We start from the raw sequence: 26,235 nt of genomic DNA, 5'->3' as shown, positions 1-26,235 counted from the left end.
TATCGCAGGCAACCAACAACGATTCATATGAAAGGAAATCGTTATGAACACCGGTACGGTAAAGTGGTTCAACACGACCAAGGGTTACGGCTTCATCCAGCCTGACAACGGCGGCGCCGACGTATTCGTCCACATCTCCGCAGTTGAGCGCTCCGGCCTCGGCCAGCTCGCAGACGGCCAGAAGGTGCGTTACGAGCTCGTCACCGACAAGCGTTCGGGCAAGACCTCTGCCGGCAACCTGCAGGCCGCCTAATTGGCGCCAGCATCCGGTCTCGGATGCAAAGGTTGACGACCCTGAATACGGAAACGGCGCCCTCTAGGGCGCCGTTTTTCTTTGTGGTGTCCGCCGGCTCCGATGGAGCCGGCTTTGGTGATCCGTGCCTCAGAATTCTTCCCAGTTGCCGCCGCCGGCACCTGCTGCGGCGACCTTGGCCGGACGCTGAACCATGGCCGCGGCAGATTGCGGGCGGGACATCGCCTTGGCGGTCTGGCGGAGCGAGGAGGCCTGGACCGTTGCCATCCCGTCGAGCTGAAAGCGGCTGACGAGGTCCTTGAGCCGGACGGCTTCCTGCGCCAGCGAGTTGGAGGCGGCATTCGACTGCTCGACCATCGCGGCATTCTGCTGCGTTGTCTGATCCATGGCATTGACCGCCTGATTGACCTCCTGGAGACCCGTCGACTGCTCCTTGGCGGACACAGCGATCGATTCCATGTGCTCGTTGATCGAAACGATGAAGCCGCAGATCGTGTTCAGCGCCGTACCGGCATCGCGGACCAGACGCACGCCGCTTTCCACCTCGACGGAGGAATTGCGGATCAGGTCCTTGATCTCCTTGGCCGCCTGCGCGGAGCGCTGTGCGAGCTCGCGCACCTCTTGGGCGACGACGGCGAAGCCCTTGCCGGCATCTCCCGCCCGGGCCGCCTCGACGCCCGCATTGAGCGCCAGCAGATTCGTCTGGAAGGCGATCTCGTCGATCACACCGATGATGTTGGAGATCTGCTCCGAGCTTCCCTCGATCTTGCGCATCGCCTCTTCGGCATGGGAGACGACGCCCGCGGACTGGGTCGCGGACGTATTGGCTTCGGCAGCGATCGTGCGAGCCTCTTCCGTCCGCTTCGCCGAATTCTGCACGTTCGAGGTGATCTCCTCGACGGCAGCCGCCGTTTCCTCCAGCGAGGCGGCCTGCTGTTCAGTGCGCCGCGACAGGTCGTTGGCACCGGAGGCGATCTCCTGCGTTCCGACCTCGATCGCCTGGATACTCTGCATCACCGATGTCAGGGTCGTCCCAAGCTGGCGGACGGACTGGTTGAAGTCGTGCCGCAGCGCTTCGAAATCGGGCGCGAAGGGCTCGTTCAGCTGGAATGCGAGATCGCCTTCGGCGAGACGCTTCAGCCCGGTGGCCAAGCCGGACGTTGCTGCCCGCAGCCGCTCGGCAGCCTCTTCCTCGGCGCGCTGCTGTACTGCAACGCGCTCGGATTCCGCGCGCTTGCGGTTTTCCTCGGCCTCCGCCTCAAGCCGCTTGTTGGCGATGGCCGCCTCGCGGAACACGCCCAGGGCATGGGACATGTCGCCAATCTCGTCCTTGCGCCCGACGCCGGGGATGGCGATATCCGTATGGCCCTCGGTCAGGCTTCGCATGGCTGCCGACATGCGCGTCAATGGCGCGGCAATCACGCGGGCGCCGAAGATGGCGGCGCCAAGACCGATGCAGAAGGCGATTGCCAGCGCGATATACGTGCCGAGCTGAGCCGTAGAGGCGAGGTGCGATGCCCTCGCACCTTCGTTCTTCGTGTCACCGGCCATATCGTCCACGGCACCCTGCAGGGCTTCGCCGGTGGCCTGATAGGCGCTGAGCGCATCACCGAAGAACAGCGCCCGCGCAGCATCCTCGTCGCCGGCCTGGAACTGCTTGTAGACTTCCTGCCATGTCCGGTCGGCAGCATCCCATTTGGCCCTGACGTCGGCAAAATATGCCTTGTCGGCATCATCGACGAGACGCGTCTGATAGTCATCGAAATCCTTGGCGATGCGGGAGGTCGCCTCCGCCAGGACGGGCGTGAACTTGGCGCGCTGATCGGCAGGCGCGTTGATGACGCTGCTTTGCGCGATCCGGACATCACCCAGATCCGCATTCATCTGACCCAGAAGAATGAAGGAGGGAACCCGGGTTTCCGAAATCAGACCGACGCTTTGACTGATGCTGTCGAAGGACCGAGCGGCGAAAAGGCCCTGTCCCAGAGCCACCACGATCATCAGCCCCGACATCAACGTCAGCATTTTGGCAATCGTCAATTTCATGTTCCGGCGCATCCTCGTTTGATCATGCGTCAAAATTACACAGACATGATTAACGAAGGCATAAACTGGCAAACATCAAGTCCGCCAAAGGCCTGAAACATCCGGGAAAAGACGATTGTGAAATGTCGCGCAATACCACCAAAATCAATCGCAGGACGAACCTGCACCGAAGGGTTGTATTGAAGAGCGTTTGATTACCGCCAGCCAAGTTCCGGCGCGACATACTTCAGCAAGGCCTCGATGACATGGGCGTTATACGCTACCCCAAGCTGGTTCGGGACGGTTAGAAGAAGCGTATCAGCCTCGGCCACCGCCTCGTCCTCCTTCAACTGCTTCACAAGTTGTTCCGGTTCCGCCGCATAGGACCGGCCGAAGATGGCGCGGGTGTTTGCGTCGATATAGCCGATCGAGTCCTGATCCTTGCTGTGACCGAAATAGGCGCGGTCCATGTCGGAGACGATGGCAAAGATGGAGCGGCTGACGGAGACACGCGGGGTCCGCGTATGGCCGGCCTCCTTCCAGGCTTCGCGGTATGCACGAATTTGCTTGGCCTGCTGAATGTGGAAAGCCTCGCCCGTCTCGTCGTCCTTCAGCGTCGACGATTGCAGGTTCATGCCGAGCTTCGCCGCCCATTGCGCCGTGGCGTTGGATCCGGCGCCCCACCAGATGCGGTCGCGCAGGCCTTCCGAATGCGGCTCCAGCCGCAGAAGGCCCGGCGGGTTCGGGAACATCGGCCGCGGATTGGGCTCGGCAAACCCCTCTCCCTTCAAGGCTTCCAGAAAGACTTCCGCATGCCCACGGCCCATATCGGCGTCAGAGGACCCCTCGGCCGGCACGTAGCCGAAATAGCGATAGCCCTCGATCACCTGCTCGGGAGAGCCGCGGCTGATGCCGAGCTGCAGCCGGCCGCCGGAAATCAGGTCGGCGGCGCCCGCATCCTCCGCCATGTAGAGCGGGTTCTCGTAGCGCATGTCGATGACGCCCGTACCGATCTCGATGCGGCTGGTCTTCGCGCCGACGGCAGCGAGCAGCGGAAACGGCGAAGCCAGCTGGCGGGCGAAATGGTGGACACGGAAATAGGCGCCATCCGCCCCGAGTTCTTCCGCCGCCACGGCGAGGTCTATCGACTGCAACAGGGCGTCGCCTGCCGAGCGCGTGCCGGACTGTGGCGAGGGCGACCAGTGGCCGAAGGAGAGAAAGCCGATCTTTTTCATGGGACAGAATTCCGCGGGTAGTGACTGAGATATGCACCCTTCTCGCACGAATCCCGTGCGTGATACAGCCTCCGGGCGGTGAACGCTGCGTCTTCGGCTAAGCCTCTTATCACCCTGTCCGGCCCGCAAGACGGAAAAACCCGGCGCAGTCGCCTGCACCGGGTTCGCGATTTGCCTTGGGAGGCTTTTATGATCAGTCGACGTTGAAGACGAGCTGCTTGACCTGGCGGATCGCCTGGTTGGCGCGGAGCTTGTCCAGAACGGCTTCGTCAACTTCGCCATCAACGTAGAGGAGCGCGATGGCATCGCCGCCCTGCGTGTCGCGGCCAAGCTGGAAGTTGGCGATGTTGACACCGGCCGAACCGAGCGTGGTGCCGATGAAGCCGATCATGCCCGGAACGTCGGTATTGGTCAGGTAGATCATGTGCGGACCGACATCCGCATCCATGTTGATGCCCTTGATCTGGATGAAGCGCGGCTTGCCGTCGGAGAAGACGGTACCGGCGATCGAGCGCGTCTGGTTGGCGGTCTTGACGGTTAGCTTGATGTAGCCGTCATAGACACCCGACTTGTCGCGCTTGACCTCAGACAGGATGATGCCCTTTTCCTTGATCATGATCGGCGCCGAAACCATGTTGACGTCGGCGACCTGGCTGCGGATGAGGCCGGCCAGAAGCGCGCTCGTCAGCGCCTTGGTGTTCATGGACGCCGTGGAGCCGTCGTAGAGGATCTCGATTTCCTTGATGGCGCTCTCGGTGACCTGACCGACGAAGGCGCCAAGCACGTCTGCGAGCCGGATGAACGGCTTCAGGATCGGTGCTTCCTCGGCCGTGATCGACGGCATGTTGATGGCGTTGGAGACGGCGCCCTTCATCAGATAGTCGGACATCTGCTCGGCAACCTGAAGCGCAACATTTTCCTGGGCTTCCGTGGTCGATGCGCCAAGATGCGGCGTGCAGACGACATTCGGCAGGCCGAAGAGCGGGCTCTCCGTGGCGGGCTCCACCTCGAACACGTCAAAGGCGGCACCGGCGACATGGCCGGACTTGATCGCTTCGGCAAGCGCCGCCTCGTCGACGAGGCCGCCACGCGCGCAGTTGATGATGCGAACGCCCGGCTTGGTCTTGGCGAGCGCGTCCTTGCCGAGAATGCCGCGGGTCTTGTCGGTCATCGGTACGTGCAGGGTGATGAAATCGGCGCGGGCGAGCAGCTCGTCGAGCTCGACCTTTTCGACGCCCATCTCCTGCGCGCGTTCCTTCGACAGGAAGGGATCATAGGCGATCACGTTCATCTTCAGGCCGATGGCGCGGGCGCAGACGATGGAGCCGATATTGCCGGCGCCGATCACGCCGAGCGTCTTGCCGGTGATTTCGACGCCCATGAACTTCGACTTTTCCCACTTGCCGGCCTGGGTGGAGGCATCAGCGGCAGGAAGCTGGCGGGCAACCGCGAACATCAGCGCGATGGCGTGTTCCGCCGTCGTGATGGAGTTGCCGAACGGCGTGTTCATGACGATGATGCCGCGGCGCGACGCGGCCGGAATGTCGACATTGTCGACGCCGATACCGGCGCGGCCGATGACCTTCAGATTGGCGGCGGCCTCGATCAGCTTCTCGGTGGCCTTGGTGGCCGAGCGGATCGCGAGACCGTCATATTGCGGGATCAGCTCGAGAAGCTTTTCCTTGTCCTTGCCGAGCTTCGGCATGAAATCGACTTCGACGCCGCGGTCGCGGAAAATCTGGACGGCGGTTTCCGACAGTTCGTCGGATACGAGTACGCGAGGTGCCATGGCAGGCCTCCTTCAATGATAGTCTGAAAACGGGAAGGAAGAGGTGCCGCTCCGGGCGACACCTCGAAATCGATCAGGCGGCGGCCTTGGAAAGCGATGCCTTCTGCTTTTCGAAGGCCCAGGCAAGCCACGGCATCAATGCCGCCATATCGGCGGTCTCGATGGTCGCGCCGGCCCAGATGCGCAGTCCGGAGGGAGCATCGCGATAGGCGCCGATATCGACGGCCACGCCTTCCTTTTCCAGAGCCGAGACCATGCCCTTCGCAAAGGCGGCCTGCGCGTCGGCATCCAGCTGAGCCACCTCGGCGTCCGCGATCTTCAGGCAGACGGAGGTGTTGGAGCGGGTTTCCGGCTTGACGGCCAGGTTGGCGATCCAGTCATTGGCATCGACGAAATCGTGGATGACCTTGGCGTTGGCATCGGCGCGGGCGATCAGGGCCTTGAGGCCACCGAGCGACTTTGCCCACTTCAGCGCGTCGAGATAGTCCTCGACGCAGAGCATCGACGGCGTGTTGATGGTCTCGCCGACGAAGATGCCTTCGATCAGCTTGCCGCCCTTGGTCATGCGGAAGATCTTCGGCAGCGGCCAGGCCGGAACGTAGTTCTCCAGCCGCTCGACGGCGCGCGGGCTGAGGATCAGCATGCCGTGGCCGCCCTCACCGCCGAGAACCTTCTGCCAGGAGAAGGTGACGACGTCGAGCTTGGCGAAATCGAGATCCTGGGCGAACGCCGCGGAGGTCGCATCGCAGATCGTCAAGCCCTTGCGGTCGGCCGGAATGAAGTCGGCGTTGGGAACGCGGACGCCGGAGGTGGTGCCGTTCCAGGTGAAGACGACATCGCGGTCGAAATCGACTTCGGCGAGGTTCGGCAGCAGGCCGTAGTCGGCCTCGAACTTGCGGACGTCCTTGAGCTTCAGCTGCTTGACCACGTCGGTGACCCAGCCGGAGCCGAAGCTTTCCCAGGCGAGCATGTCGACGCCACGTTCGCCGAGCAGCGACCAGAGCGCCATTTCGACGGCGCCGGTGTCGGATGCGGGCACGATGCCGATGCGGTAATCGGCGGGCACGTTGAGAATTTCACGGGTAAGGTCGATGGCCTCTTTCAGCTTCGCCTTGCCGACCTTCGCGCGGTGCGAGCGGCCGAGGGGAGCGTCGGAAAGTGCGTCGAGCGACCAACCGGGGCGCTTCGAGCAGGGGCCAGAAGAGAAATGGGTATTGTTCGGACGGGTGTCCGGCTTGGCGAGTTCAGTCATTTGGCTATCCTTCCAGATAGAAAGCTCCTCGTTGGGGAGGAGTGTCCCGCCGCCGGAAATATTGGAAGGCCAGAGTCGAGTCAAGAGGACTGTGACGCAGCCAGAAAACATTTTGTCGCATCGTCCGCGCTTCAGCGCCGAACCGCCGCCGCCGTATCTGGAAAAGTCCGCAAACGAAAAACCGCCCGGACAGAGCCGGGCGGTTTGCAATTCATGTTTCGATGTCGACTGTCTTACTTGTAGACCGGCGGCTGGGTCGGAATTTCGACCGGCGGCACGTAGGCGACTTCGTTGTTGCAGGAATTGAAGGTGTAGCGCAGACCGGCGCGCACTTCGTGCTGGTCGATGGCCTTGTGGTAGCCCGGGCCGCCGTTGCTGGCAAAGCCGAACATGTTGCCGCCGCTGACATGGCGGTAGCGATAGCCGATATCCGCCTTCAGGTTGCAGGTCACGTCGATTGCAGCACCGGCCATCAGCGCGTAGGAGAAGCGCCAGCCGCCACGACCCTTGTGGGTGACGGTGTCATCGCAACCATTTCCGGCACTGTCGTCATCGCAGGCGGTGTTCTTCAGATCGCCCCACTTCACGTAGGTGCCGCCGATGCCGCCGCCGACATAGGGCGTGACGGAATAATACGTGCCGAGGTCAACATAAGCGTTGGCCATCAGGCTGTATGCAGTCAGCGACGAGATATCCGTCGATGTACAGGCGTTTTCGCAAGCCGTACCGGCGGTAGCGCCACCGGAACTGTGCGTCGAACCGCGGAACTTGCTCTTGAACATGTAGTCGAAGGTCAGGTCCGAGCGGAACATGTCGTTGACCTGGTAACCGACGCCGACGCCGGCGGTGAAGTTGTCGTGCAGGTCGTGCTTGTCAAACGACGAATAGGTGTCGTTGGAGCCCTGGAAGAACTTCACACCGCGCAGCTCGTTAAAGGAGTAACCGACATCGCCGCGCAGGTACCATCCGCTGGCGGCGGCAACCGTGACTTCGGGCGCTGCAGCCGGCTGATAGACCGGTGCCTGTTCGGGTACGTAGAGGTCCGCAGCGGCCACCGGCGCGCTCAATGCAGAAACAGCCAAAAGGCTGGCAAGTACGATCTTCATGGCGTCTACTCCAAATCCATAACGCATTGGCCAGCCCACACGCCTGCCAATCTCCTGTACTGTCGTTAAGACTGGAGCAAAAAGGTTAAATCGTTACTAACCACGTTGATTCACCAGTTGTATTAACGAAGCCCTCAACCCTGCTTGTTGATTTTCTTGGAAAATAATTGTTCGCCAACAGAAAAGGCCGGCGAGTGGCCGGCCTTTCAACGGAAGGATGGGCGCGGGAAAAGCCTATGCAGCGCTGCTGCGGACGTCGGCGATCACTGCAGCAAGATCGTTGACGATCCGCTCGATCTTGGCGCGGTCGTCGCCCTCCGCCATCACGCGGATCAGCGGTTCGGTGCCGGAGGCACGAATGACCAGACGGCCGTTCTTGGCAAGCTCGCTTTCCGCATCGGCAATCGCCTGCAAGACGATCTTGTCTTCCAGCGGCTTCATTCCGGGAGCGGTGCGGACGTTCTTCAGAAGCTGCGGCACCGCGTCGAAACGATGGCAGACCTCGCTCACCGGCTTGCCGGTCCGCTTGACGCAGGCGAGGATCTGCAGCGCCGCGACAAGACCGTCGCCGGTCGTGCCGTGATCGGAAAGAACGATATGGCCGGACTGCTCGCCGCCGACATTGAAGCCGTGCTGGCGCATGTGTTCGACCACATAGCGGTCGCCGACTTTGGTGCGCGCGAGGTCGAGCTTCTTCGACTTCAGGAAGCGCTCCAGGCCGAGGTTCGACATGACGGTTGCGACGATACCGCCGCCTTTGAGCATCTGGTCGGCCGCCCAGGTTTCGCCGATCACCGCCATCAACTGGTCGCCGTCGACGATCTGGCCATTCTCATCAACGATGATCACCCGGTCGGCGTCACCGTCGAGCGCGATGCCGATATCGGCACGCACTTCGTGCACCTTCTTCTGCAACGTTTCGGGATGCGTGGACCCACAGGCGAGATTGATGTTCACGCCATTCGGCTCGTTGCCGATCGACACCACGTCGGCGCCCAATTCCCAGAGCGCCTGCGGGGCGACCTTGTAGGCGGCGCCGTTGGCGCAATCGATGGCGACCCGAAGACCGGTCAGCGTCACCTCACGCGGCAGCGTCCGCTTGACGAATTCCACGTAGCGGTCCTGCACACCGTCGACGCGCTTCGCGCGGCCGATATGGTCGCTGTCCGAAAGCTGGCCGCTCAGATCCTTGTCGAGCAGGTCCTCGATGCGTGCCTCGATCTCGTCGGACAGCTTGTAGCCGTCGGGGCCGAAAAGCTTGATGCCGTTGTCCTGGTAGGGATTGTGCGACGCGGAGATCATCACGCCGATGTCGGCTCGAAGCGACCGGGTCAGCATGGCAACGGCCGGCGTCGGGATCGGACCGAGAATGAAGGCATCCAGACCGGCAGCCGTGAAGCCCGCCACCAGCGCGTTCTCCAGCATGTATCCGGACAGGCGCGTATCCTTGCCGATGACGACCCGGTGACGATGATTGCCGTTGCGGAAGATGGTTCCGACGGCGATGCCGACCCGCATGGCCACTTCCGGCGTCATCGGGAACACGTTCGACTGACCGCGGATACCATCCGTTCCAAAATAACGACGTGCCATGAATGCTCCTAGTGTTCCAATTCATCTGCGGCTCCGCAGCAACTCTGCGAGCGAAGCGCTGTAATGCCACAAAAGCCGGCACCCGACACATGATTTAGCATCAAAAATGATTATATCCCGTTACCAAAAAGTGAGGCCGCACCCACCATGCGGCGGATGCGGCCTCTTCGTCTTCTGAAAATACAGTCGCGTCAGTGCGGTTGCGGCTCGAGACCGCCATCGGGCTCCTCGCCCTTGGCCTCGGGCGTTTCGCCCTTCTTGACGCCGGTCTGGGGCACGGCGGAACCGCGGCTCGGCGGCGTGTCGTCGCCGAGATCGCGCGCCGGCTTTTCACCGCGCAGGAGAGCCTTGATCTCGTCGCCGGTCAGCGTCTCGTATTCGAGCAGGCCTTCGGCAAGCGCGACGAAGCCGTCATGCTCCGAGGAAATGATCCGATGCGCTTCCTTGTAGGCTTCGTCGACCAGGCGACGGATTTCGTCGTCGATCTTCTGCGCCGTCGCTTCGGATACGTTCTGCGACTGCGAGACGGAGTGGCCGAGGAAGACTTCCTGCTGATTTTCACCGTAGGCGACCGTGCCCAGCGCGTCGGAGAAGCCCCATTGGGTCACCATGGCGCGGGCAAGCTTGGTCGCCTGTTCGATGTCGGAGGACGCACCGGAGGTGATGTTCTCCTTGCCGAAGGTCAGTTCCTCGGCGACGCGTCCGCCCATCATGATGGCAAGACGCGAGACCATCCACTTGTAGCTCATCGAATAGCGGTCGCCTTCGGGAAGCTGCATGACCATGCCGAGCGCACGACCGCGCGGAATGATCGTCGCCTTGTGCAACGGATCGGCGATCGGCACCTTGAGCGCGACGATGGCATGGCCGGCCTCGTGATAGGCGGTCAGCTTCTTCTCGGCTTCGGTCATGGCGGACGAGCGGCGTTCCGCGCCCATCATGATCTTGTCCTTGGCGTCTTCGAACTCCTGCATGGTGACGAGACGCTTGTTGCGCCGCGCCGCCATCAGGGCGGCCTCGTTGACGAGGTTCATGAGATCGGCGCCGGAAAAGCCGGGCGTACCGCGCGCAAGCACGCGAAGGTCGACATTCGGGGCCAGCGGCACGTTGCGCACATGGACCTTGAGAATGCGTTCGCGGCCGACGATATCCGGGTTCGGAACGACGACCTGGCGGTCGAAGCGGCCCGGACGCAGAAGCGCAGGGTCGAGAACATCCGGACGGTTGGTCGCGGCGATCAGGATGATGCCTTCATTGGCTTCGAAACCGTCCATCTCGACCAGCAACTGATTGAGCGTCTGTTCGCGCTCGTCATTGCCGCCGCCGAGACCGGCGCCGCGATGACGGCCGACGGCATCGATTTCGTCGATGAAGATGATGCAAGGCGCGTTCTTCTTCGCCTGCTCGAACATGTCGCGCACGCGGGACGCACCGACACCGACGAACATTTCGACGAAGTCCGAACCGGAAATGGTGAAGAAGGGCACGTTCGCCTCACCCGCAACGGAGCGGGCCAGAAGCGTCTTGCCGGTACCCGGAGGACCGACGAGCAACACGCCGCGCGGAATGCGGCCGCCAAGGCGCTGGAACTTCTGCGGGTCACGGAGGAATTCGACGATTTCTTCCAGATCCTGCTTGGCTTCGTCGACGCCGGCGACATCGTCGAAGGTGACGCGGCCATGCGCTTCGGTCAGAAGCTTCGCCTTGGATTTGCCGAAGCCCATCGCGCCGCGGGAACCGCCCTGCATCTGCCGCATGAAGAACAGCCAGACGCCGAAGATCAGCAGCATCGGCAGGAAGGTGCCGAGCAGGCTGAGGAAGCCCGACGAGCCGTCGGACGGCGCACGTGCGTTGATGGTGACGTTCTTGTCCTCGAGCTTCGTCATCAGGTTATCATCGATAACCGGTGCGTAGCTCTGGAACGTCGTTCCGCTCTCATTGTAGGTGCCGAGCACCTGCTGGCCGGTGATGGTCACATCGCGGACCCGGCCGGAATCGACATCGCGCAGGAACTGCGAATACGGAATTTCGCGCGAACTGGTCTGCGCCGGTGCCGACTGGAACATGGTGAACAGTGCGATCAGCAAGAGCGCAATGATCACCCAGAGAGCGACGTTTCTTACGTTAGGGTTCATAGAACTCCCCGAATTGCAACGGCCCGCATTGGCGGAACCTCAAGACTTGGCCTTAACATAGGAGTGCGCTACGCCGTTGCCAAGGCAAACGCAATCCCAAGCTCGTATTTTCCGGCGCTTACCCTTTCACCGGCGCGCCACCATAAGGCCTTCGCCCGAAATGGTTGGCTAAGGTATTTGCCAAAATGCGATCGAATCCTGGCAAAAAGCGGTCGAAGGGCGAAAGAATGTTTTCCATGGAGAAGGCCGCCTCTCCGGAGGCAGCCACAATCGGAAGCACCCGTGACGCGCCTTGCGCGATCCGCCGCGGCAAGGCCGCGAGATCATCCGGCACCGCCCGTTCCTCGCCACCGGCCGTCACGGTGATGTCCGTCTCTCCGGTATTGCGCACCAGAAAGCGGCCGTCAAAGCTCCGGACCGCACCGGCCGGAACGCTCACATGCGGCAGATCGCGCTGTTCGCGCAGCATGTAGAGCTCGTCGCGCCGGACCTCGAATAGCACCCGCCCCGCATTCCACCGTCCGCGTTCGCCGGCAAGATAGGCGTCGACAATCCTGTCCAGGCTCGTTGACGGCGGCGCAAACGGTCGTCCACCAAGGATAGCCGCAAGCGTGCCCACGAGATAGCGAAGTGGATCCCGCTCGCAGGTCGCTGCGATTTGCGGAAGGAGACCGACGGTTCCCGCCACAATGGTCAGATGCTGCTCGGCAATGTCAGCGGCACCCATGGAGAGTTGCGTTCGCACGCCGGCGTCGGACACTCGCTCAACGGACGGACCACCCGCAAGACTGCGCCGCACACGCACCCGCTCGTAATGGCAATCCTCGTTGGATGGATCGTCGCTCCAGCCGATCGACATGGTTTCGAGCATGGCGCGAATATCGGCGCGCCGGCAGGACAGGAACGGTCGGTAAATCCATTTCCGCCGGTCGAACAGCATGGCCTCGGCCATACCGGACAGCCCGGCGTTCGACGCGGACGGATTGCGCGCCGCCCGCATGGCAATGGTCTCGGCCTGGTCATCGGCGGTGTGCGCCGTGACCAGCAGATCCGCACCGGCGTCATCCGCCATGTCTGCGAGAAGGTCGTAGCGGGCTTCTCGCGCCGCTTCGGAGACGCCCGTGGCCGGCTTTTCGGCGTCCCAGGCACGCATGAAATGGCGGACACCCAATCGCTCGCAAAGCGCTGCAACGGATCGCGCCTCGTCGGCGGCTTCGGGCCTAAGCCTATGGTCGACTGTCGCGGCTGACAGCTTCAGTCCCTGCCCCGGCCGTTGCAGCAAAGCCTGGTGAAGGGCGACAAGCAGGCCGGTTGAGTCGCTGCCACCGGAGACGGCCACCATGATGGAGGCACCGGGGGAGACGCGTTCAAGAAAATCGGAAGCGGCGGCAAACGGCAGCGGCACGTCGGTCAAAGGCGAAGGCCTCGTCAGCAGCTCAGGCGCTTTTCCTCGCTGGCAAGCTTCTGCATGACGGCACGCGAAGCCTTGGGATAGCGTTTGCTCACTTCATGATACGTCGCACAGGCGGTATCGACATTGTTGAGTGCAGCAAGCGACATACCAAGTTTCAGGAGCATTTCAGGAGCCTTCGGCGAAGTGCCGTAGGTCTGGTGAGCAGCAAGGAAGGTCTTGGCCGCATCATTGTACTTGCCCTGCGAAAACTGTGCTTCGCCGAGCCAGAAGCTGGCATCCGCCGCCTTCGGTCCTTCCGGGTAGGTCTCGAGGAAGGTCTTGAATTCGGATTCGGCAGAATTGTAGTCGCCGCTCAGCATGTGCTCGTAGGCAACCTGATAGGCATCCTTTTCGCCAAGCGACGCGGTCGCCTGCGGATCTGTCGCAGCCGGTGCCGTGGCATCATTCCCGGCCTCGTTGACCGGCTTGCCATCCTGCATCAGGCCCGGATTCATGCTGTCGCCGACGGGATTGCCGTTGGCGTCGAACTCGATCGAACCCAGCGTCGTCTCGCCCGGGGCCGCATTCGGCTCGCCGGTGGCCGCGGCAGGCGGGCTGCCGGCGGGATCCACCGGCTGCTCGATGACATTGGCGATCTCGTCCTGCTTCCTGGCGGCATCGCCGGCGGCCGGCGGCACGTCGGACGGCTCGAGGCTGGTCTTCTTCTTGCTGCCGCCTTCAAGCTCCTGGAACCGGAACTCGTTGTCTTCCTGCGTCTTGCGCATCTGCTCCTGCATCTGCAGCAGCTGGAAGCTCATGTCCTCGATCTTGCCGGTGAGCGTGCGGACCTGGTCCTCAAGCTGCTGGAGCCGTATTTCCGCATCGGAGCTTTGTACCTGGGTGACATTCGGCGTGACGGTGCTTTCGTGATGGAAAAGCTTGCCGAGCGAGAACGGCTGTGCCGCTGCGCTGCCCTGGAAGGCGGTCAATGCGGCGAGGCTGACAGCCCCCGCCACGATAAATTTCTTCATTTTGATCGTCCTGTAATCCTCTGAGAGCCTTGTAACGAAACGGTACGGGACCTGCTTCGTTCCATGCGGAGAGTTTTCCAATTGGCGTCAAAAAGCAACCGGAGTGCGGCCAAACTATGGAGAAAAAGAAAGGCGGCCCGAAGCCGCCTTTCAAAATGCACGTTGAAACGGCTGATATGCCGATCAGTTGCTGGCGCCGCCGTTGAGAACGGTGACGGCACGGCGGTTCTGCGACCAGCAGGAGATGTCGTCGCAGACGGCGACCGGACGTTCCTTGCCGTAGGAGATGGTCTTCATGCGGTTGCGCTGAACACCGCGGGAAGCGAGGTATTCCATGACCGCTGTGGCGCGGCGGGCGCCGAGCGCAAGGTTGTATTCGCGGGTGCCGCGTTCGTCGGCGTGGCCTTCGATGGTGATCGCATACTGCGAATAGCGCTGCAGCCACTGGGCCTGACGGTCGAGCGTCTGGCGGCCATCGGCGCGGATTTCGGTCGAGTCCGTGTCGAAGAACACGCGGTCGCCGACGGAGACGGTGAACTCCTGCTGCGAACCGGGAGCACCGGCTGCGCCATTGGCGCCGCCGAGGCCGAGATCGGACGCATTGTTCGGCAGGTTCTTCTTGGAAGCGCAACCGGCGAGAGCGAGAGCCATGGCAAGTGCGATGACTGCGGGGTTGCCGGCAAGACGCTGCATGCGGCTCGGGGCGACGGTGTAGGTGCGGCTCATGGCCGGTCTCCTTGGCGTTTGAATTAGAGTTGCCAAACTCTAACAATCTTCAGTTAAAGGCCGATAAAGGGATATGGTTAACAGAATACTTCCAACCCGCCTCATGCCCTGATTTTCAAGGGATTGAGGCAGAAAAGAGGCAAGCCGGAAACCGGCTCGCCCTGTCCCCTATTCGAGCAGCGGCGACCAGGCCGGGTCGGATGCGTAGTTCGGCGTCTTGATCTCCTGCTCGTTGTAGCCGGTCAGGTCGATCGAGTAGAGCTGCGGGCCGGCGGCACCGGCGTTCTGACGGAAGAACATGATGACGCGGCCGTTCGGCGCCCATGTCGGACCTTCATTGTGGAAGCCCGTGGTCAGGATGCGCTCGCCCGAGCCGTCCGGCTTCATCACGCCGATCGAAAACTTGCCGCCCGACTGCTTGGTGAAGGCGATCAGATCGCCGCGCGGAGACCAGACCGGGGTGGAATACGACCCTTCACCGAAGGAGATGCGGTGCTGGTTCGAACCGTCGGCATTCATCGCGTAGAGCTGCTGGCGCCCTCCGCGGTCGCTTTCGAACACGATCTGCTGGGCGTCCGGCGAATAGGACGGCGACGTGTCGATGGCCGCGGTGCTGGTCAGCCGCGTCGTGGTACGTGAGCTCAGGTCCATCGTGTAGATGTTGGCATTGCCGCCCTGCTGCAGGCTCATGATGACGCGGCGGCCATCCGGCGAGAAGCGCGGGGCAAACGTCATGCCGGGGAAGTTGCCGACCACTTCACGCTGTCCGGTTTCCAGCTGCAGGAGATAGACGCGCGGCTGGTCGCCGGCAAACGACATGTAGGTGATTTCCTGCCGGTTCGGCGAAAACCGCGGCGTCAGCACGATCGAGCTGGCATCGGTGAGCATGCGGACGTTGAAACCGTCCTGGTCCATGATGGCGAGCTGGCGCTTGCGATCGATCTTCGGGCCGCTCTCCGACACGAAGACGATGCGGGTGTCGAAGTAGCCCTTCTCGCCGGTGATGCGCTCATAGATCGCGTCGGCGATGATGTGGGCGACGCGACGCCAGTTTTCCGGCTGGGTGAAGAACTGCTGGCCGGTCATCTGCTGGCCGGCGAAGGTGTCCCAGAGGCGGAATTCGGCGCGCAGGCGGCCATCGGCCTCGCGGGTGATGCGGCCGGACACCATGGCCTGGGCGTTGATGACCTTCCAGTCGTCAAAGCGCGGGGCAACATCCGGATTGGAGATCTTCTCGATGAAGGCCGACTTGTTGATCGGCGCGAACAGGCCGGAACGCTGCAGGTCGGCGGCGATGACGCCGGAAATCTGCGCGCCGAGCTCGTTGTTCGAAACGAAATCCGTCACCGCGATCGGCAGCGGCTCGACATTGCCCTTGTTGATGTTGATCTCGACCAGGGCAAAAGCCGGCGTGGCGATACCCGAAACCAGGGCGAGCATGAGGCAGGCGAGGAAACGGGTGAGGGAGCTTTTGAACATTTTCGTGCGGGCCTTCTTGTGGAAAGGTTACAACATACTCGACGGATCGAAGTTCACGATGACTTCGGACCAGGCGTCGTACTTGTCGCGGGGCAGGTTCTTGAACGGCGAAGACTTCAGGATGGCGCGGCGCGCGCCGCTGGCAAGCACCCGGCGGGCATTGTCGCTGCCGCCGCTGGCATCGACCTCGGGTTCGCCGACGACATTGCCGTCCTCATCCAGCCTCATGTGAACCCGGATGGTGACGCCTTCGGCGCCTTCCAGGCCGGGAATGATCGACCAGTTGTTCTGGATCTGGCCGCGCAGCGCGTCCATCTCGCTCTGCGAGAGTGTCGAGCCGGCCGTATTCTTCTTGCCGCCAAGCGCCGCCTGATCGGTCGAGCGCTTGGCGCCACCACCGGCCGGGTCCTGCTTGTTGAGGAGAGCAGCCACCTCGTCAGCGTTGAAATCGCTCTGCTTGGTCGACTTGGCCTTGGCCTTTTCCTGGGTCTTGTCGGCAACCTTGGCGTCCGGCTTCTTCTCGGCCGGCTTCTTTTCAGCCTCGGCCGACTTCTTTTCCGGCTCGGCTGGCTTTTCAGGCTTCGGCGGCTGCGGACGGGAAGCAGGCAGCGGCACGCTGTCCGGCAGGGCGGCGAGGTCCGGCTCCTGCGGCGTCGTTTCGGCAGGCTGCGGCGTCGGCTCCGGTGCCGGCTTGGCGACGGGCTCGGGCTTGGGCTCCGGAATGGAGGCCACTTCCTTCGGTGCCGCGACCGTGTCTTCCTTGATGATGTCCTTGATGTCGTTCTGCTCGTTGTCCTTGGTCGGCAGAACCTTGTCGACCTTCTCCGGCGCGGCGGCGGAATCCTTGTTCTGCGGGCGCTTGTCCGGCGTCGGGACGGATTTCAGATCGACGGAGTTGTCGCCGATGTTCTGGGCGTTCTCCACCGGATCGGGACGGCTGGTCGGGGTCGGCGCGGCGCGCTGGGCCTTCGGAGCCTTCTCGTCGCCCTGCTGGATCTGGGTGATCGATTCAACCGGGATGATGTCGACGGGCAAGGCTTCGACATCCGCCACTTCGAATGACTTCGGGGCGCTGAACGTAAACAGCGCCACAGCCAGAAGAAGGCAGTGCAATACCGCAGATGTGACGAGACTGCCCTTCATGTAGACCTGTTACTTGTCCTGTTCCTGAAGCGTGACGAGGCCGATGTTCTTGAAGCCTGCCGACGAAATGCGCGCCATGACCTTCATGACCGTGCCGTATGCCGCAGCGGTGTCGCCGCGCATGTAGATGCGTTCATCATAGCCGGTCGTGGCGATCGCCTCGAGCTTCGGAACGACTTCATCGATCGAGATCGGCGTTTCCTGGAGGAAGATCTCGCCCTTGGCATTGACCGAAATGGTGATCGGCTGCGTATCTGAATTCAGCGCCTTGGCCTGCGTTTCCGGCAGGTCGATCGGCACGCCGACGGTCATCAGCGGCGCGGCGACCATGAAGATGATCAACAGCACCAGCATGACGTCGACGAGCGGCGTGACGTTGATTTCGCTGACCGGCGCGTGACCACGCCCGCCGCGGCGGCGTCTTCCGCCCTTCCCGCCCTTGGCGCCTACGGACATTCCCATATCGTTACTCTCCCCGTTCCCTTATTCGGCCGGCTGGCGGGGCTGCAGCTTCTCGTCGATCTGTCGGGACAGGATCGACGAAAACTCGTCGGAAAAGCCTTCCATGCGGGCCGTCAGCTTGTTGGCGTCGGCGGAGAACTTGTTGTAGGCGATGACGGCCGGGATAGCGGCGACGAGGCCGATCGCTGTTGCGAGAAGCGCTTCGGCGATACCGGGCGCCACAACCGCAAGGTTGGTGGACTTCGAACCGGCAATGGCCTGGAACGAGGTCATGATACCGACGACGGTACCGAAGAGGCCGATAAAGGGCGCGGCCGAGCCGATGGTCGCCAGAAAGCCGAGACGACCTTCAAGATGCTCCGCCTCGCGAGCGAGCGTCACGTCCATGGCGCGGTCGATGCGCATCTGCAGGCCGATTGGCGAGCGGGCGCCGCGTTCGAACGACTTCTTCCATTCGCGCATCGCGGCGACGAAAATCGCGGCGAGGCCGGTATTGTTGCGTTCCGCGAGCGTCCGGTAAAGTTCTTCAAGCGACTGGCCGGACCAGAAGACCTGCTCGAACTTGTCGTACTGGCGCCGGGCCTTGCCGAAGGTGACATACTTGTCCATGACGATCGCCCAGGTCCAAACCGAGGCGCCGACAAGACCAAGCATGACGAGCTTGACCACGATGCCTGCCTGCAAAAACAGATGCAGCAGGCTGACTTCGCCACCTGATGCTGCTGCCAGACCGACCTGTTCCATATATTCAACCCCTTGAATCCAAACGCCCGGCGGGACACCGGGCGGCTCAAAAAGAAATCCTGCGAGAATGACTGGCTATGCCGCCGCCTAAGAGCCTTCGCTGCTCATAGCCCTTTTTGCCAGTAATTTTGGTCAAACGAAGGCGCAAATCGCTAGAATCCTAACGTTTCTACTTAGACACAATTATGGTTAACAAAGCGTGGACGCGCAAATTTTGCTGCCCAGCGAGGCCGACGGATTAAACCGTAACGTTCATTTGTGTCGCAAGTTCGGTCGGCAGCCGCCGCGGCCGGCCTTTGGCGTTGATGACCGCAATGATCACCTTCGCAGCGATCAGAACCGTCTCGCCGCGCCTGACCTCCTGCGCGAGCACCATCTTGGCGCCACCGGCCTTCTCCGTGCGGGTAACGATGGTCAGGATATCGTCCATGACGGCCGGCCCCTTGAAATCGATCTCCATGCGATGGACGACGAAGGCAAGCCCCTCCTCGTCCGCCGTCATCAGCGACGACTGCTCGACGCCGAGACAACGCAGGTAATCGGTCCGGCCGCGCTCCATGAAATGCAGGTAGCGCGCGTGATAGACCCGGCCGGAAAAATCCGTGTCCTCGTAATAGACGCGCTGGGTCAGATGGTGCACGCCATCGGTGATGACGCCGGAAATGGGAACGTGGGGGTCGGTCATACGGTCGTCCGTGGCGAAGAGCGCAGGCCTTGTCAAGTCGGGTCGTGGCGGATCACGTGCAACGAGCTCTCCGGCAAGCGATCAATGTGCCCAGCCAGGAAGTCAGGTACGACATTGGCCTCCGCCATCGCATTCTTCTTTGCCGCAACCCATCGAAACTCCACATCGACCCCATCATGAATACGATGAACCACCTCCGAAGGATGAAACGGAAACGGTACGGTCAATGCGATCAGGTAGATCAGTGAAAGCTCGTGCACGGACTTGCCGCGCCAATCAAAGAAGCTCTCGACCGAAAACAGCAGGCGGGAAATGCTGATGTCGCGATCAAGCTCCTCCTGCATTTCGCGTATCAGCGTCTGTTCCGACGTCTCGCCGATTTCAGCCCGCCCGCCCGGCAGGGCCCAGAAATCGTCTCCCACTGCGCGCTGAACCAGAATGTGGTCGTCCTGGATCAGAAGCCCTGCGACACGGAAGGAAAAGAGGCGAGTATCCTCAGCGATCCGGATCATCCGCCGCTCGGGCGGCACTCCGTCACTCATCTTCCGAAAACAGCCGGAACTGGCTCGCCTCCAGATCCTTCGGCGGGTTGAAGCCGAGGTGGCGCCAGGCGTTTGCCGTCAGCACACGTCCGCGTGGGGTGCGCTGGATGAAGCCCTGCTGGATCATGTAAGGCTCGATGATGTCCTCGATCGCATCGCGCGGCTCGGAAAGGCCAGCCGCGATCGTCTCGATGCCGACCGGGCCGCCGCCGAAATTCTGCGCGATCATCGAAAGATAGCGACGGTCGAGCTGGTCGAGGCCGAGATTGTCGACATGCAGGCGATTGAGCGCCTCGTCGGCCACCTTGGCGTTGACGGCCTCGGCGCGGGCGACCTCGGCGAAATCGCGGACGCGGCGCAGGAGACGCCCGGCAATGCGCGGCGTGCCGCGGGCGCGACGCGCCACTTCGCGCGCACCGTCATCCGTCATTGGCAGGCCCATCAACCGGGCGCCGCGCCGGACGATCAGTTCCAGCTCCTCGACGGTATAGAAATTGAGCCGCACCGGAATGCCGAAACGATCCCGGAGAGGTGTCGTCAGCAGGCCGAGACGCGTGGTGGCGGCCACCAGCGTGAACTTCGACAGGTCGATCTTGACCGAGCGCGCCGCCGGCCCCTCGCCGATGATCAGGTCGAGCTGGAAATCCTCCATCGCCGGATAGAGGATTTCCTCGACCGCCGGATTGAGCCGGTGGATTTCGTCGATGAAGAGTACGTCCCGCTCTTCGAGATTGGTCAGAAGCGCGGCAAGATCGCCGGCCTTGGCGATGACCGGGCCCGATGTAGACCGGAAATTGACACCGAGTTCCTTCGCCATGATCTGGGCGAGCGTCGTCTTGCCGAGACCCGGCGGGCCAACGAACAGCACGTGGTCCAGTGCCTCGCCGCGGTTCTTCGCCGCCTCGATGAAGATCTTCAGGTTGGCGCGGGCTTCCGCCTGGCCGGTGAATTCGTCGAGCGACTGCGGTCGCAGCGTGGCATCGATGTCCTCGCCGCGCTTGTCCGGGGAAATCAGTCGGGCGGTGTCGTTCATGTCAGAAGTTCCATTCCGGGGACATTCTTCGCAGCCTTGCGGTCGAAAGTCACTGTCGAACTGCATCCGGCCTTTTCCGCCAGATGCGCGATGATGTGATCGGAAAAATCGGCCGTTATGGTCCGCTTTTCATCGAATAATAAATCGAGGAAATCCTCGTCTTCGAAGACGAGGCCATCCGCGTCCAGCAAGTTCCGGAAGGCCGTCGCTATCTCGGCTTTGCCGTATCCCTTGGTTCCCAAATTCCAGATCGCCTCAGCCGTCACGAGAAGCGAAATATAGGCAGGCGTAGTCTCGTTACGCTCGGCAAAGAAAGCCTGCGCGGCTGCGAACTGTCCCGCATCATCCGCCAGAACGAACCTAAGAAGAATGTTTGTGTCTATTCCAATCATCAACAATTCTCTTGTCGTCTTCCGCCAGATAGTCGCCGACGGCCTTATCCGACTCTTCCGAAGACAGTGCAGCCTGCCCCGGCCGGTGCAGCATTCCAGCGAGATCGGAAAGCTTCTTGTTCTTCACCTTGAAATAGACCTTGTCGCCATCCACGAAATACCGAATTTTGTCTCCCGTCTTCAGCTTCAGCTTTTGCCTGATCTCCGCAGGAATTGTCGTTTGTCCCTTTGATGTCAGCGTGCTGTCAGAAATACCCATGGCACATCTCCTTACAGACCAAAGATAGTAAGGAATTTGAGATCCTGCAAGGAATCACCGCGCCAGTTCCTTCAACCCGAGGCGGATCAGCTTGGCGCTGTCGGCCCCCTCGCCGGCTGTCTTCATTGCTGCAGCCACCGCATTGGCGGCCTGGTCGCGCGAGTAGCCGAGATTGGTCAGCGCCGAGACGGCATCCGAGACCGGCGCGGCAGCAACGCCTTCGCCAAGCTCCTGCTTGAAACCAATATTGGTCGCATCGCCGGCGAAGGCGGGTGCCTTATTCTTCAGTTCGGTCACGATACGCGTTGCCACCTTCGGCCCCACACCCGGCGCGCGGGATACGGCAGTGCGGTCCTGCAGCGCGATGGCATTGGCGAGCTCGGACGGCGTCAGCGTCGAAAGAATGGCAAGCGCCACGCGGGCGCCGACCCCCTGCACGCTTTGCAGGATCAGGAACCATTCGCGCTCCAGCGCCGTCATGAAGCCGAACAGCTTGAACTGGTCCTCGCGCACGTAGGTCTCGATGTAGATCACCACGGCCTCGCCGACATTCAGCTTGGCAAGCGTCCGCGAGGAGCAGTGGACCTCGTAGCAGACGCCATGCACGTCGATCAGCGCGGTATCCTCGCCGATCTCGTCAACCGCACCTTTGAGCTTGCCGATCATGTCCTTGCGCCTTCATGGATGGGTTTCGGGGGTAATGAGCCCGACATTGGGAAAGTAGGCACGATATCCCTTGGGATCGCGTGTGAGGATGGTGTAGCCCCGGATTGCGGCATGTGCTCCGATCAGGAAGTCCGGCAGCACGCGTTCGCGGCCTCCGCCCGACATTCGATACTGACGGAAGGCGCGACCGGCGGCAAACGCCGCGAACCAGGGCAGGCTCTCGCGCCGGAACTGCTCCTCCGGCAGAAGCGCATCGACCTCATCGACGGAATTGTAGCGAACCGAAAACTCGGCATAGATGACGGGATTGATGATCAGCGCCGCCTCGCGCGCCAGTCCGAGCAGCTTGGCCCGGGACCAGGCAAGCCAGTTGGGATCGCGAACCGCAACATCGACCAGGACATTGGTATCGACGAGGACGGCCATCAGTCGCGATCCCGCGTCAGCGCCATCAGTGCATCGACATCGAGTGCCTGATCGCCCGTCCCTTCCAGCCGGTCGAGCGCTTCCACCAGCCGATCAAGGCGAGCACGATCGGCCGTCCGGATTGCCGCCCCCTTGGGCTCGAGGACGAGCTTGCCGTTCTCCAATGAAAAGACCACCTCGCTGTTGGGCTCGATGCCGGCGATCTCTCGCAAGTCGCGAGGAATCGTGACCTGCCCCTTGGATGTGACGCGCATAGCAAGCGCTCCCGAATGTTCACTTGTAATACTGAGTAAGAATTAATCCTACATCAGGAACAAGTCAAGAACAAATCAGCCGGCACGCATGATCTGAGCCATGCGCGACGCGCCGCGATTGTGGGCGTGGCAGATGGCGATGGCGAGCGCGTCGGCGGCGTCGTCGCCCTTGAAGGTCGCCTTGGGCATCAGCACCTTGATCATCATGTGGATCTGCTGCTTTTCACCGTGCCCGACGCCGATGACGGCCTTCTTGACCGCATTCGGCGCATATTCGGCGACCTGCAGCCCCGCCCGTGCCGGCACCAGCATGGCAATGCCACGCGCCTGGCCGAGCTTCAGCGTCGCGACCGCATCCTTGTTGACGAAGGTCTGCTCGACGGCCGCCTCGTCGGGCTGGTAGCTGTGAACGATCTCGGCGAGCCCGTCATGCAACTGGCAGAGGCGCGAGGCGAGATCCATGGTGCCGTCGGAGGTCACCGTTCCCGATGCCACGAAGCGCAGCGAGTTGCCGAGCGTCTCGACGACGCCCCAGCCCGTGCGCCTCAAACCAGGATCGATACCGATGATGCGAATCGCTTTTTCCATGCCCTCACCTTATCTTTCAGCCTCCATAGCTGCCAGCAAAATGTGAACAAAACAAAAACACGCAAAGGACGGCGCATACGTCGTCGGCAGGCACTGGCAATCAGGCAACCGGCACCTACATAGAAAATCAGCGTTTTCCACTCAGGATTTTCAAGAAGATGATTCCCTTTTCCATTCTCGATCTCGCCCCCGTCGGCGAAGGCAGCAGCGTCAGCGAGGCGCTTGCCAGTACGAGGCGCATGGCCGAGCGGGCAGAGGCCCTTGGTTACCATCGCTTCTGGCTCGCCGAGCACCACGGCATGCGCGGCGTTTCAAGTGCTGCGACTGCGGTCGTCATCGCCCATGTCGGCAACGCCACGAAGACGATCCGCATCGGCTCCGGCGGCATCATGCTGCCCAATCATTCGCCACTGGTGATCGCCGAACAGTTCGGCACGCTGGAAGCCCTCTTCCCCGGCCGCGTCGACCTCGGACTCGGCCGTGCACCCGGCACCGACATGCGCACCGCCCGGGCGCTCCGCCGCGATCTTGAAACCACGTCGCAGAATTTCCCGAACGATATCCAGGAGCTGCAGATCCTGCTCGGCGACAAGCTCGACAACCAGACGGTGATCGCCGTGCCGGGCATGGGCTCGCACGTGCCGCTTTGGCTGCTCGGCTCCAGCATATACTCGGCGCATCTCGCCGCCGCCCTTGGTCTCCCCTATGCGTTCGCCTCGCATTTCGCACCCGACATGCTGCTCGATGCCATCGAGCTCTACCGCGCCCGCTTCCAGCCCTCGGCGCAGCTGGACAAACCGTACGTGATGGCCGGCCTGATGGGTGTCGGAGCGGAAACGGATGAAGAGGCGGAATACCTCTTCACGTCCTCGAAGCGACAGTTCGTCAATCTGCGCCGCGGCACGCCCGGCGCCTTCCCGCCGCCGGTCGAGGACATGACGCCCTACTGGAACGAGATGGAAAAGGCCGGCGTCGAACATACGCTCAGATATGCCGCGGTCGGCTCCGTTACGACCGTGCGCGAGAAGCTCGCCCGCTTCGTCGATCAGACAAAGGCGGATGAACTGATCGTCTCCATGCCGATCCACAACCCGGAGAAGCGTCTTCGTTCGCTCGAGATTTTCGCCGAGGCACGCCAGGAAATGGCAAAAGCCGCCTAGGAAGCGCATATACGGCAAGGCTCGCACAACCTGACGATGAAACGGTGCCGCATGGCACCCTCATCGTCAGGCTCCCCCGATGCCGTCAACATTGCAGTCTATCTATGCCCATTACGCCACGCAGGATTTTCGCGCCGCGCTCGATCTCTTCGACAATCTTGAAGTCGAACCGGACCCGGCCGACGAACGATTGATGGCAACGGTCGCGCAATGCCATTTCAAGACCGGCGACAAGTATCAGGCCGCCTGCTTCTTCCTGCGCGCCGCGCGAGCCGGAACGCCGCCAAAATTGCAGTTCGCCTCGCTCGCCTTTGAACTCGCGCGCATGCAGGAGGATAACTGGACAGCGCTCAAGGCCGCCGAAGTCATTCTAAAGATCGCACCGGACCACGCCACAGCCGCCCAGTTCAGACGACACCACCTGTTCGGCTTCCTGGAACTCGACGAGCTGAAAGCCGCCAACGATGCGGCTCTTGCCGGCATACAGGCCGGGCGCAAATTGGCTCTGTCCTGTGAACTGCCGCACAACCACATCATGTGGATGGGCGACGAGCGGTTGAACGCCAGGATCGCCGACAGCCGCTTTCCGCTCTACTCCGAGCATGATCGCCTGCAGCGCCGCAACAGGCCGCATCTGTTCGGTGACAGGATCCGGATCGGCTATCTGTCGGGCGATGTCTCGAGCGCACACGCGACGATGATCCTGATGCGCGGCGTTCTTGAACAGCACGACCGCGAGAAATTCGACATCAGGATCTATTGCAACACGCCGGGGGATCTGATCGCTCGCGACGACGGCTTGCGAAAACACATCGGCACGATCGTCGACATCAAGGCGATGTCGGATGACGAAGTCGCCGCCCGCATGCGGGCAGACGGCATAGATATCCTTGTCGACCTCAAGGGGCATACACGCGATGCCCGCATCGGCGTCGTCAATGCCGGCCCGGCGCCCATCCAGGTCGCCTGGCTTGGCTTTCCCGGCAGCGCGGTGGGCATCGATTGCGACTATGTGATCGGCGACCGCATTGTCACGCCCGACGAAAGCCGCCCCTTCTATCACGAGAAGTTCTGCCGGCTGCCGGACTGCTATCAGCCGAACGACGACCACCATCGGCCGCTGCCGCCGCCGGCCCTGCGCGCCGGTCTCGGCCTGCCCGAAGACAGGTTCGTGTTTGCCTCGTTCAACAATGTCCGCAAGATCTCGCCCGAAGTGGCTTCCGCATGGGCACGCATCCTGAACGGCACCGCCGACAGCGTGCTCTGGATCATGTGCAACGACGAACGCGCGCGGGCACATTTCCTGGCCTGGATGAAGCAGCGAGGCATTGAAGGCGAGCGGATCATCTTTGCCAGGACGATTGGCCGCGAGGCCCATGCCGCCCGCCTGCAGGCGGCCGATCTCTGCCTCGACACCTTTCCCTGCAACGGTCATACGACCACCTCAGACTGCCTCTGGTCTGGCCTGCCGGTGCTGACGGTCAGGGGCAGAAACTTCGCCTCGCGCGTCTCCGAAAGCCTGCTGCGCACCATCGGACTGCCGGAACTGGTGGCGCCGACGGTCGAGGACTATGTCGCCAAAGCTATAGGGCTCTCCCGCAACCGCGGCGAAATCGGCCGGCTGCGCACCCGCCTCATCGGCAACCGCGCGACGACACCGCTCTTTGATACCGAGCGTTTCACCCGCCATCTGGAGAACGCCTACACGATGATGGTGGTAAGGGCGAAGTCGGGCCTGCCGCCGGACCATTTCGACGTGCCGGCGCTGGACAATGCTGGCGTCGAATCCTCTCTGACGGCCGCCTGACAGCAAAAGACCCGACCGCCGAAGCTGCCGGGTCTTTGAAACGGTATCGATAGCGCC

The 26,235-nt window shown here is 62.1% G+C and carries 26 protein-coding genes; 3 read left to right on the top strand and 23 right to left on the bottom strand.

What is annotated here, in order from left to right; all coding sequences use genetic code 11:
• Nucleotides 1-43 precede the first annotated feature (43 nt).
• Entirely contained in the window at nt 44-253 is a 210-nt protein-coding gene (locus NN662_RS03070; RefSeq protein WP_261928843.1) for a cold-shock protein, read from the top strand.
• A gap of 129 nt (nt 254-382) precedes the next feature.
• On the opposite strand, the gene NN662_RS03065 is transcribed toward NN662_RS03070, so the two are convergent.
• The 23 genes from NN662_RS03065 to ruvC all read right to left on the bottom strand — a co-directional run bounded on the left by NN662_RS03065 (nt 383) and on the right by ruvC (nt 23,211).
• Nucleotides 383-2,299, bottom strand: coding sequence for a methyl-accepting chemotaxis protein (locus NN662_RS03065; protein WP_410010901.1), 1,917 nt, complete (start codon nt 2,297-2,299; stop codon nt 383-385).
• A 194-nt stretch (nt 2,300-2,493) separates the two neighbouring features.
• Nucleotides 2,494-3,513 (bottom strand): LLM class flavin-dependent oxidoreductase, encoded by a 1,020-nt coding sequence (locus NN662_RS03060; protein WP_261928841.1) that lies wholly within the window; start codon nt 3,511-3,513, stop codon nt 2,494-2,496.
• 193 nt (nt 3,514-3,706) lie between these two features.
• Nucleotides 3,707-5,302: a phosphoglycerate dehydrogenase gene (gene serA, locus NN662_RS03055; protein ID WP_261928840.1), complete on the bottom strand. Its 1,596-nt coding sequence runs from the start codon at nt 5,300-5,302 to the stop codon at nt 3,707-3,709.
• Nucleotides 5,303-5,375: 73 nt separating this feature from the next.
• The gene (locus NN662_RS03050; RefSeq protein ID WP_261928839.1) at nt 5,376-6,554 is read right to left on the bottom strand and encodes a phosphoserine transaminase; all 1,179 of its coding nucleotides are present in this window, start codon (nt 6,552-6,554) and stop codon (nt 5,376-5,378) included.
• A gap of 233 nt (nt 6,555-6,787) precedes the next feature.
• Nucleotides 6,788-7,660 carry an outer membrane protein gene (locus NN662_RS03045; RefSeq protein WP_261928838.1) on the bottom strand — a complete coding sequence of 291 codons (873 nt, stop codon included), beginning with the start codon at nt 7,658-7,660 and terminating at the stop codon, nt 6,788-6,790.
• A 234-nt stretch (nt 7,661-7,894) separates the two neighbouring features.
• On the bottom strand, nt 7,895-9,253 hold the full coding sequence (gene glmM / locus NN662_RS03040; RefSeq protein WP_261928837.1) for a phosphoglucosamine mutase: 1,359 nt from the start codon (nt 9,251-9,253) through the stop codon (nt 7,895-7,897).
• Between the two features lie 191 nt (nt 9,254-9,444).
• A complete protein-coding gene (gene ftsH, locus NN662_RS03035; RefSeq protein WP_261928836.1) occupies nt 9,445-11,388 on the bottom strand; it encodes an ATP-dependent zinc metalloprotease FtsH in 1,944 nt (647 codons plus the stop codon).
• Nucleotides 11,389-11,506: 118 nt separating this feature from the next.
• Nucleotides 11,507-12,793 carry a tRNA lysidine(34) synthetase TilS gene (gene tilS, locus NN662_RS03030; protein WP_261931849.1) on the bottom strand — a complete coding sequence of 429 codons (1,287 nt, stop codon included), beginning with the start codon at nt 12,791-12,793 and terminating at the stop codon, nt 11,507-11,509.
• A gap of 23 nt (nt 12,794-12,816) precedes the next feature.
• The gene (gene ybgF, locus NN662_RS03025) at nt 12,817-13,812 is read right to left on the bottom strand and encodes a tol-pal system protein YbgF (protein ID WP_261928835.1); all 996 of its coding nucleotides are present in this window, start codon (nt 13,810-13,812) and stop codon (nt 12,817-12,819) included.
• Nucleotides 13,813-13,995: 183 nt separating this feature from the next.
• Nucleotides 13,996-14,538, bottom strand: a complete 543-nt coding sequence (pal, locus tag NN662_RS03020; RefSeq protein ID WP_261928834.1) for a peptidoglycan-associated lipoprotein Pal — start codon at nt 14,536-14,538, stop codon at nt 13,996-13,998.
• Nucleotides 14,539-14,706: 168 nt separating this feature from the next.
• On the bottom strand, nt 14,707-16,017 hold the full coding sequence (gene tolB / locus NN662_RS03015; protein ID WP_261928833.1) for a Tol-Pal system beta propeller repeat protein TolB: 1,311 nt from the start codon (nt 16,015-16,017) through the stop codon (nt 14,707-14,709).
• A gap of 27 nt (nt 16,018-16,044) precedes the next feature.
• Nucleotides 16,045-17,160 carry a cell envelope integrity protein TolA gene (locus tag NN662_RS03010; RefSeq protein WP_261928832.1) on the bottom strand — a complete coding sequence of 372 codons (1,116 nt, stop codon included), beginning with the start codon at nt 17,158-17,160 and terminating at the stop codon, nt 16,045-16,047.
• A 9-nt stretch (nt 17,161-17,169) separates the two neighbouring features.
• A complete protein-coding gene (gene tolR, locus NN662_RS03005) occupies nt 17,170-17,622 on the bottom strand; it encodes a protein TolR (RefSeq protein WP_261928831.1) in 453 nt (150 codons plus the stop codon).
• 21 nt (nt 17,623-17,643) lie between these two features.
• A complete protein-coding gene (tolQ, locus tag NN662_RS03000; protein WP_261928830.1) occupies nt 17,644-18,366 on the bottom strand; it encodes a protein TolQ in 723 nt (240 codons plus the stop codon).
• Between the two features lie 238 nt (nt 18,367-18,604).
• Complete coding sequence (ybgC, locus tag NN662_RS02995) at nt 18,605-19,051, bottom strand: tol-pal system-associated acyl-CoA thioesterase (protein WP_261928829.1); 447 nt, start codon at nt 19,049-19,051, stop codon at nt 18,605-18,607.
• 32 nt (nt 19,052-19,083) lie between these two features.
• Nucleotides 19,084-19,563 (bottom strand): NUDIX hydrolase, encoded by a 480-nt coding sequence (locus tag NN662_RS02990; protein ID WP_261928828.1) that lies wholly within the window; start codon nt 19,561-19,563, stop codon nt 19,084-19,086.
• A 22-nt stretch (nt 19,564-19,585) separates the two neighbouring features.
• On the bottom strand, nt 19,586-20,626 hold the full coding sequence (gene ruvB, locus NN662_RS02985; protein ID WP_261928827.1) for a Holliday junction branch migration DNA helicase RuvB: 1,041 nt from the start codon (nt 20,624-20,626) through the stop codon (nt 19,586-19,588).
• Complete coding sequence (locus NN662_RS02980) at nt 20,623-21,018, bottom strand: PIN domain-containing protein (protein WP_261931848.1); 396 nt, start codon at nt 21,016-21,018, stop codon at nt 20,623-20,625. The genes ruvB and NN662_RS02980 overlap by 4 nt, the downstream gene beginning before the upstream one ends.
• A complete protein-coding gene (locus tag NN662_RS02975) occupies nt 20,987-21,277 on the bottom strand; it encodes an AbrB/MazE/SpoVT family DNA-binding domain-containing protein (protein WP_261928826.1) in 291 nt (96 codons plus the stop codon). Before NN662_RS02975 ends, NN662_RS02980 begins: the two co-directional genes overlap by 32 nt.
• A gap of 54 nt (nt 21,278-21,331) precedes the next feature.
• The gene (gene ruvA, locus NN662_RS02970; protein WP_261928825.1) at nt 21,332-21,943 is read right to left on the bottom strand and encodes a Holliday junction branch migration protein RuvA; all 612 of its coding nucleotides are present in this window, start codon (nt 21,941-21,943) and stop codon (nt 21,332-21,334) included.
• A gap of 12 nt (nt 21,944-21,955) precedes the next feature.
• Entirely contained in the window at nt 21,956-22,369 is a 414-nt protein-coding gene (locus tag NN662_RS02965; RefSeq protein WP_261928824.1) for a type II toxin-antitoxin system VapC family toxin, read from the bottom strand.
• Nucleotides 22,369-22,623 carry an AbrB/MazE/SpoVT family DNA-binding domain-containing protein gene (locus NN662_RS02960; RefSeq protein WP_261928823.1) on the bottom strand — a complete coding sequence of 85 codons (255 nt, stop codon included), beginning with the start codon at nt 22,621-22,623 and terminating at the stop codon, nt 22,369-22,371. The genes NN662_RS02965 and NN662_RS02960 overlap by 1 nt, the downstream gene beginning before the upstream one ends.
• Nucleotides 22,624-22,698: 75 nt before the next feature.
• The gene (gene ruvC, locus NN662_RS02955; RefSeq protein WP_261928822.1) at nt 22,699-23,211 is read right to left on the bottom strand and encodes a crossover junction endodeoxyribonuclease RuvC; all 513 of its coding nucleotides are present in this window, start codon (nt 23,209-23,211) and stop codon (nt 22,699-22,701) included.
• 158 nt (nt 23,212-23,369) lie between these two features.
• On the opposite strand from ruvC, the gene NN662_RS02950 reads away from it, so the two are divergent.
• Both NN662_RS02950 and NN662_RS02945 read left to right on the top strand, forming a co-directional pair.
• Nucleotides 23,370-24,371: an LLM class flavin-dependent oxidoreductase gene (locus NN662_RS02950; RefSeq protein ID WP_261928821.1), complete on the top strand. Its 1,002-nt coding sequence runs from the start codon at nt 23,370-23,372 to the stop codon at nt 24,369-24,371.
• 79 nt (nt 24,372-24,450) lie between these two features.
• Complete coding sequence (locus NN662_RS02945; RefSeq protein WP_261928820.1) at nt 24,451-26,178, top strand: hypothetical protein; 1,728 nt, start codon at nt 24,451-24,453, stop codon at nt 26,176-26,178.
• The last annotated feature ends 57 nt before the right edge of the window (nt 26,179-26,235 follow it).

The sequence above is a fragment of the Rhizobium sp. NRK18 genome (assembly GCF_024385575.1).
In the GTDB taxonomy this organism is placed as follows: Bacteria; Pseudomonadota; Alphaproteobacteria; order Rhizobiales; family Rhizobiaceae; genus JANFMV01.
The sequence above is the reverse complement of the archived record's forward strand: the minus strand, read 5'-3'. Positions and strand labels throughout refer to the sequence as shown.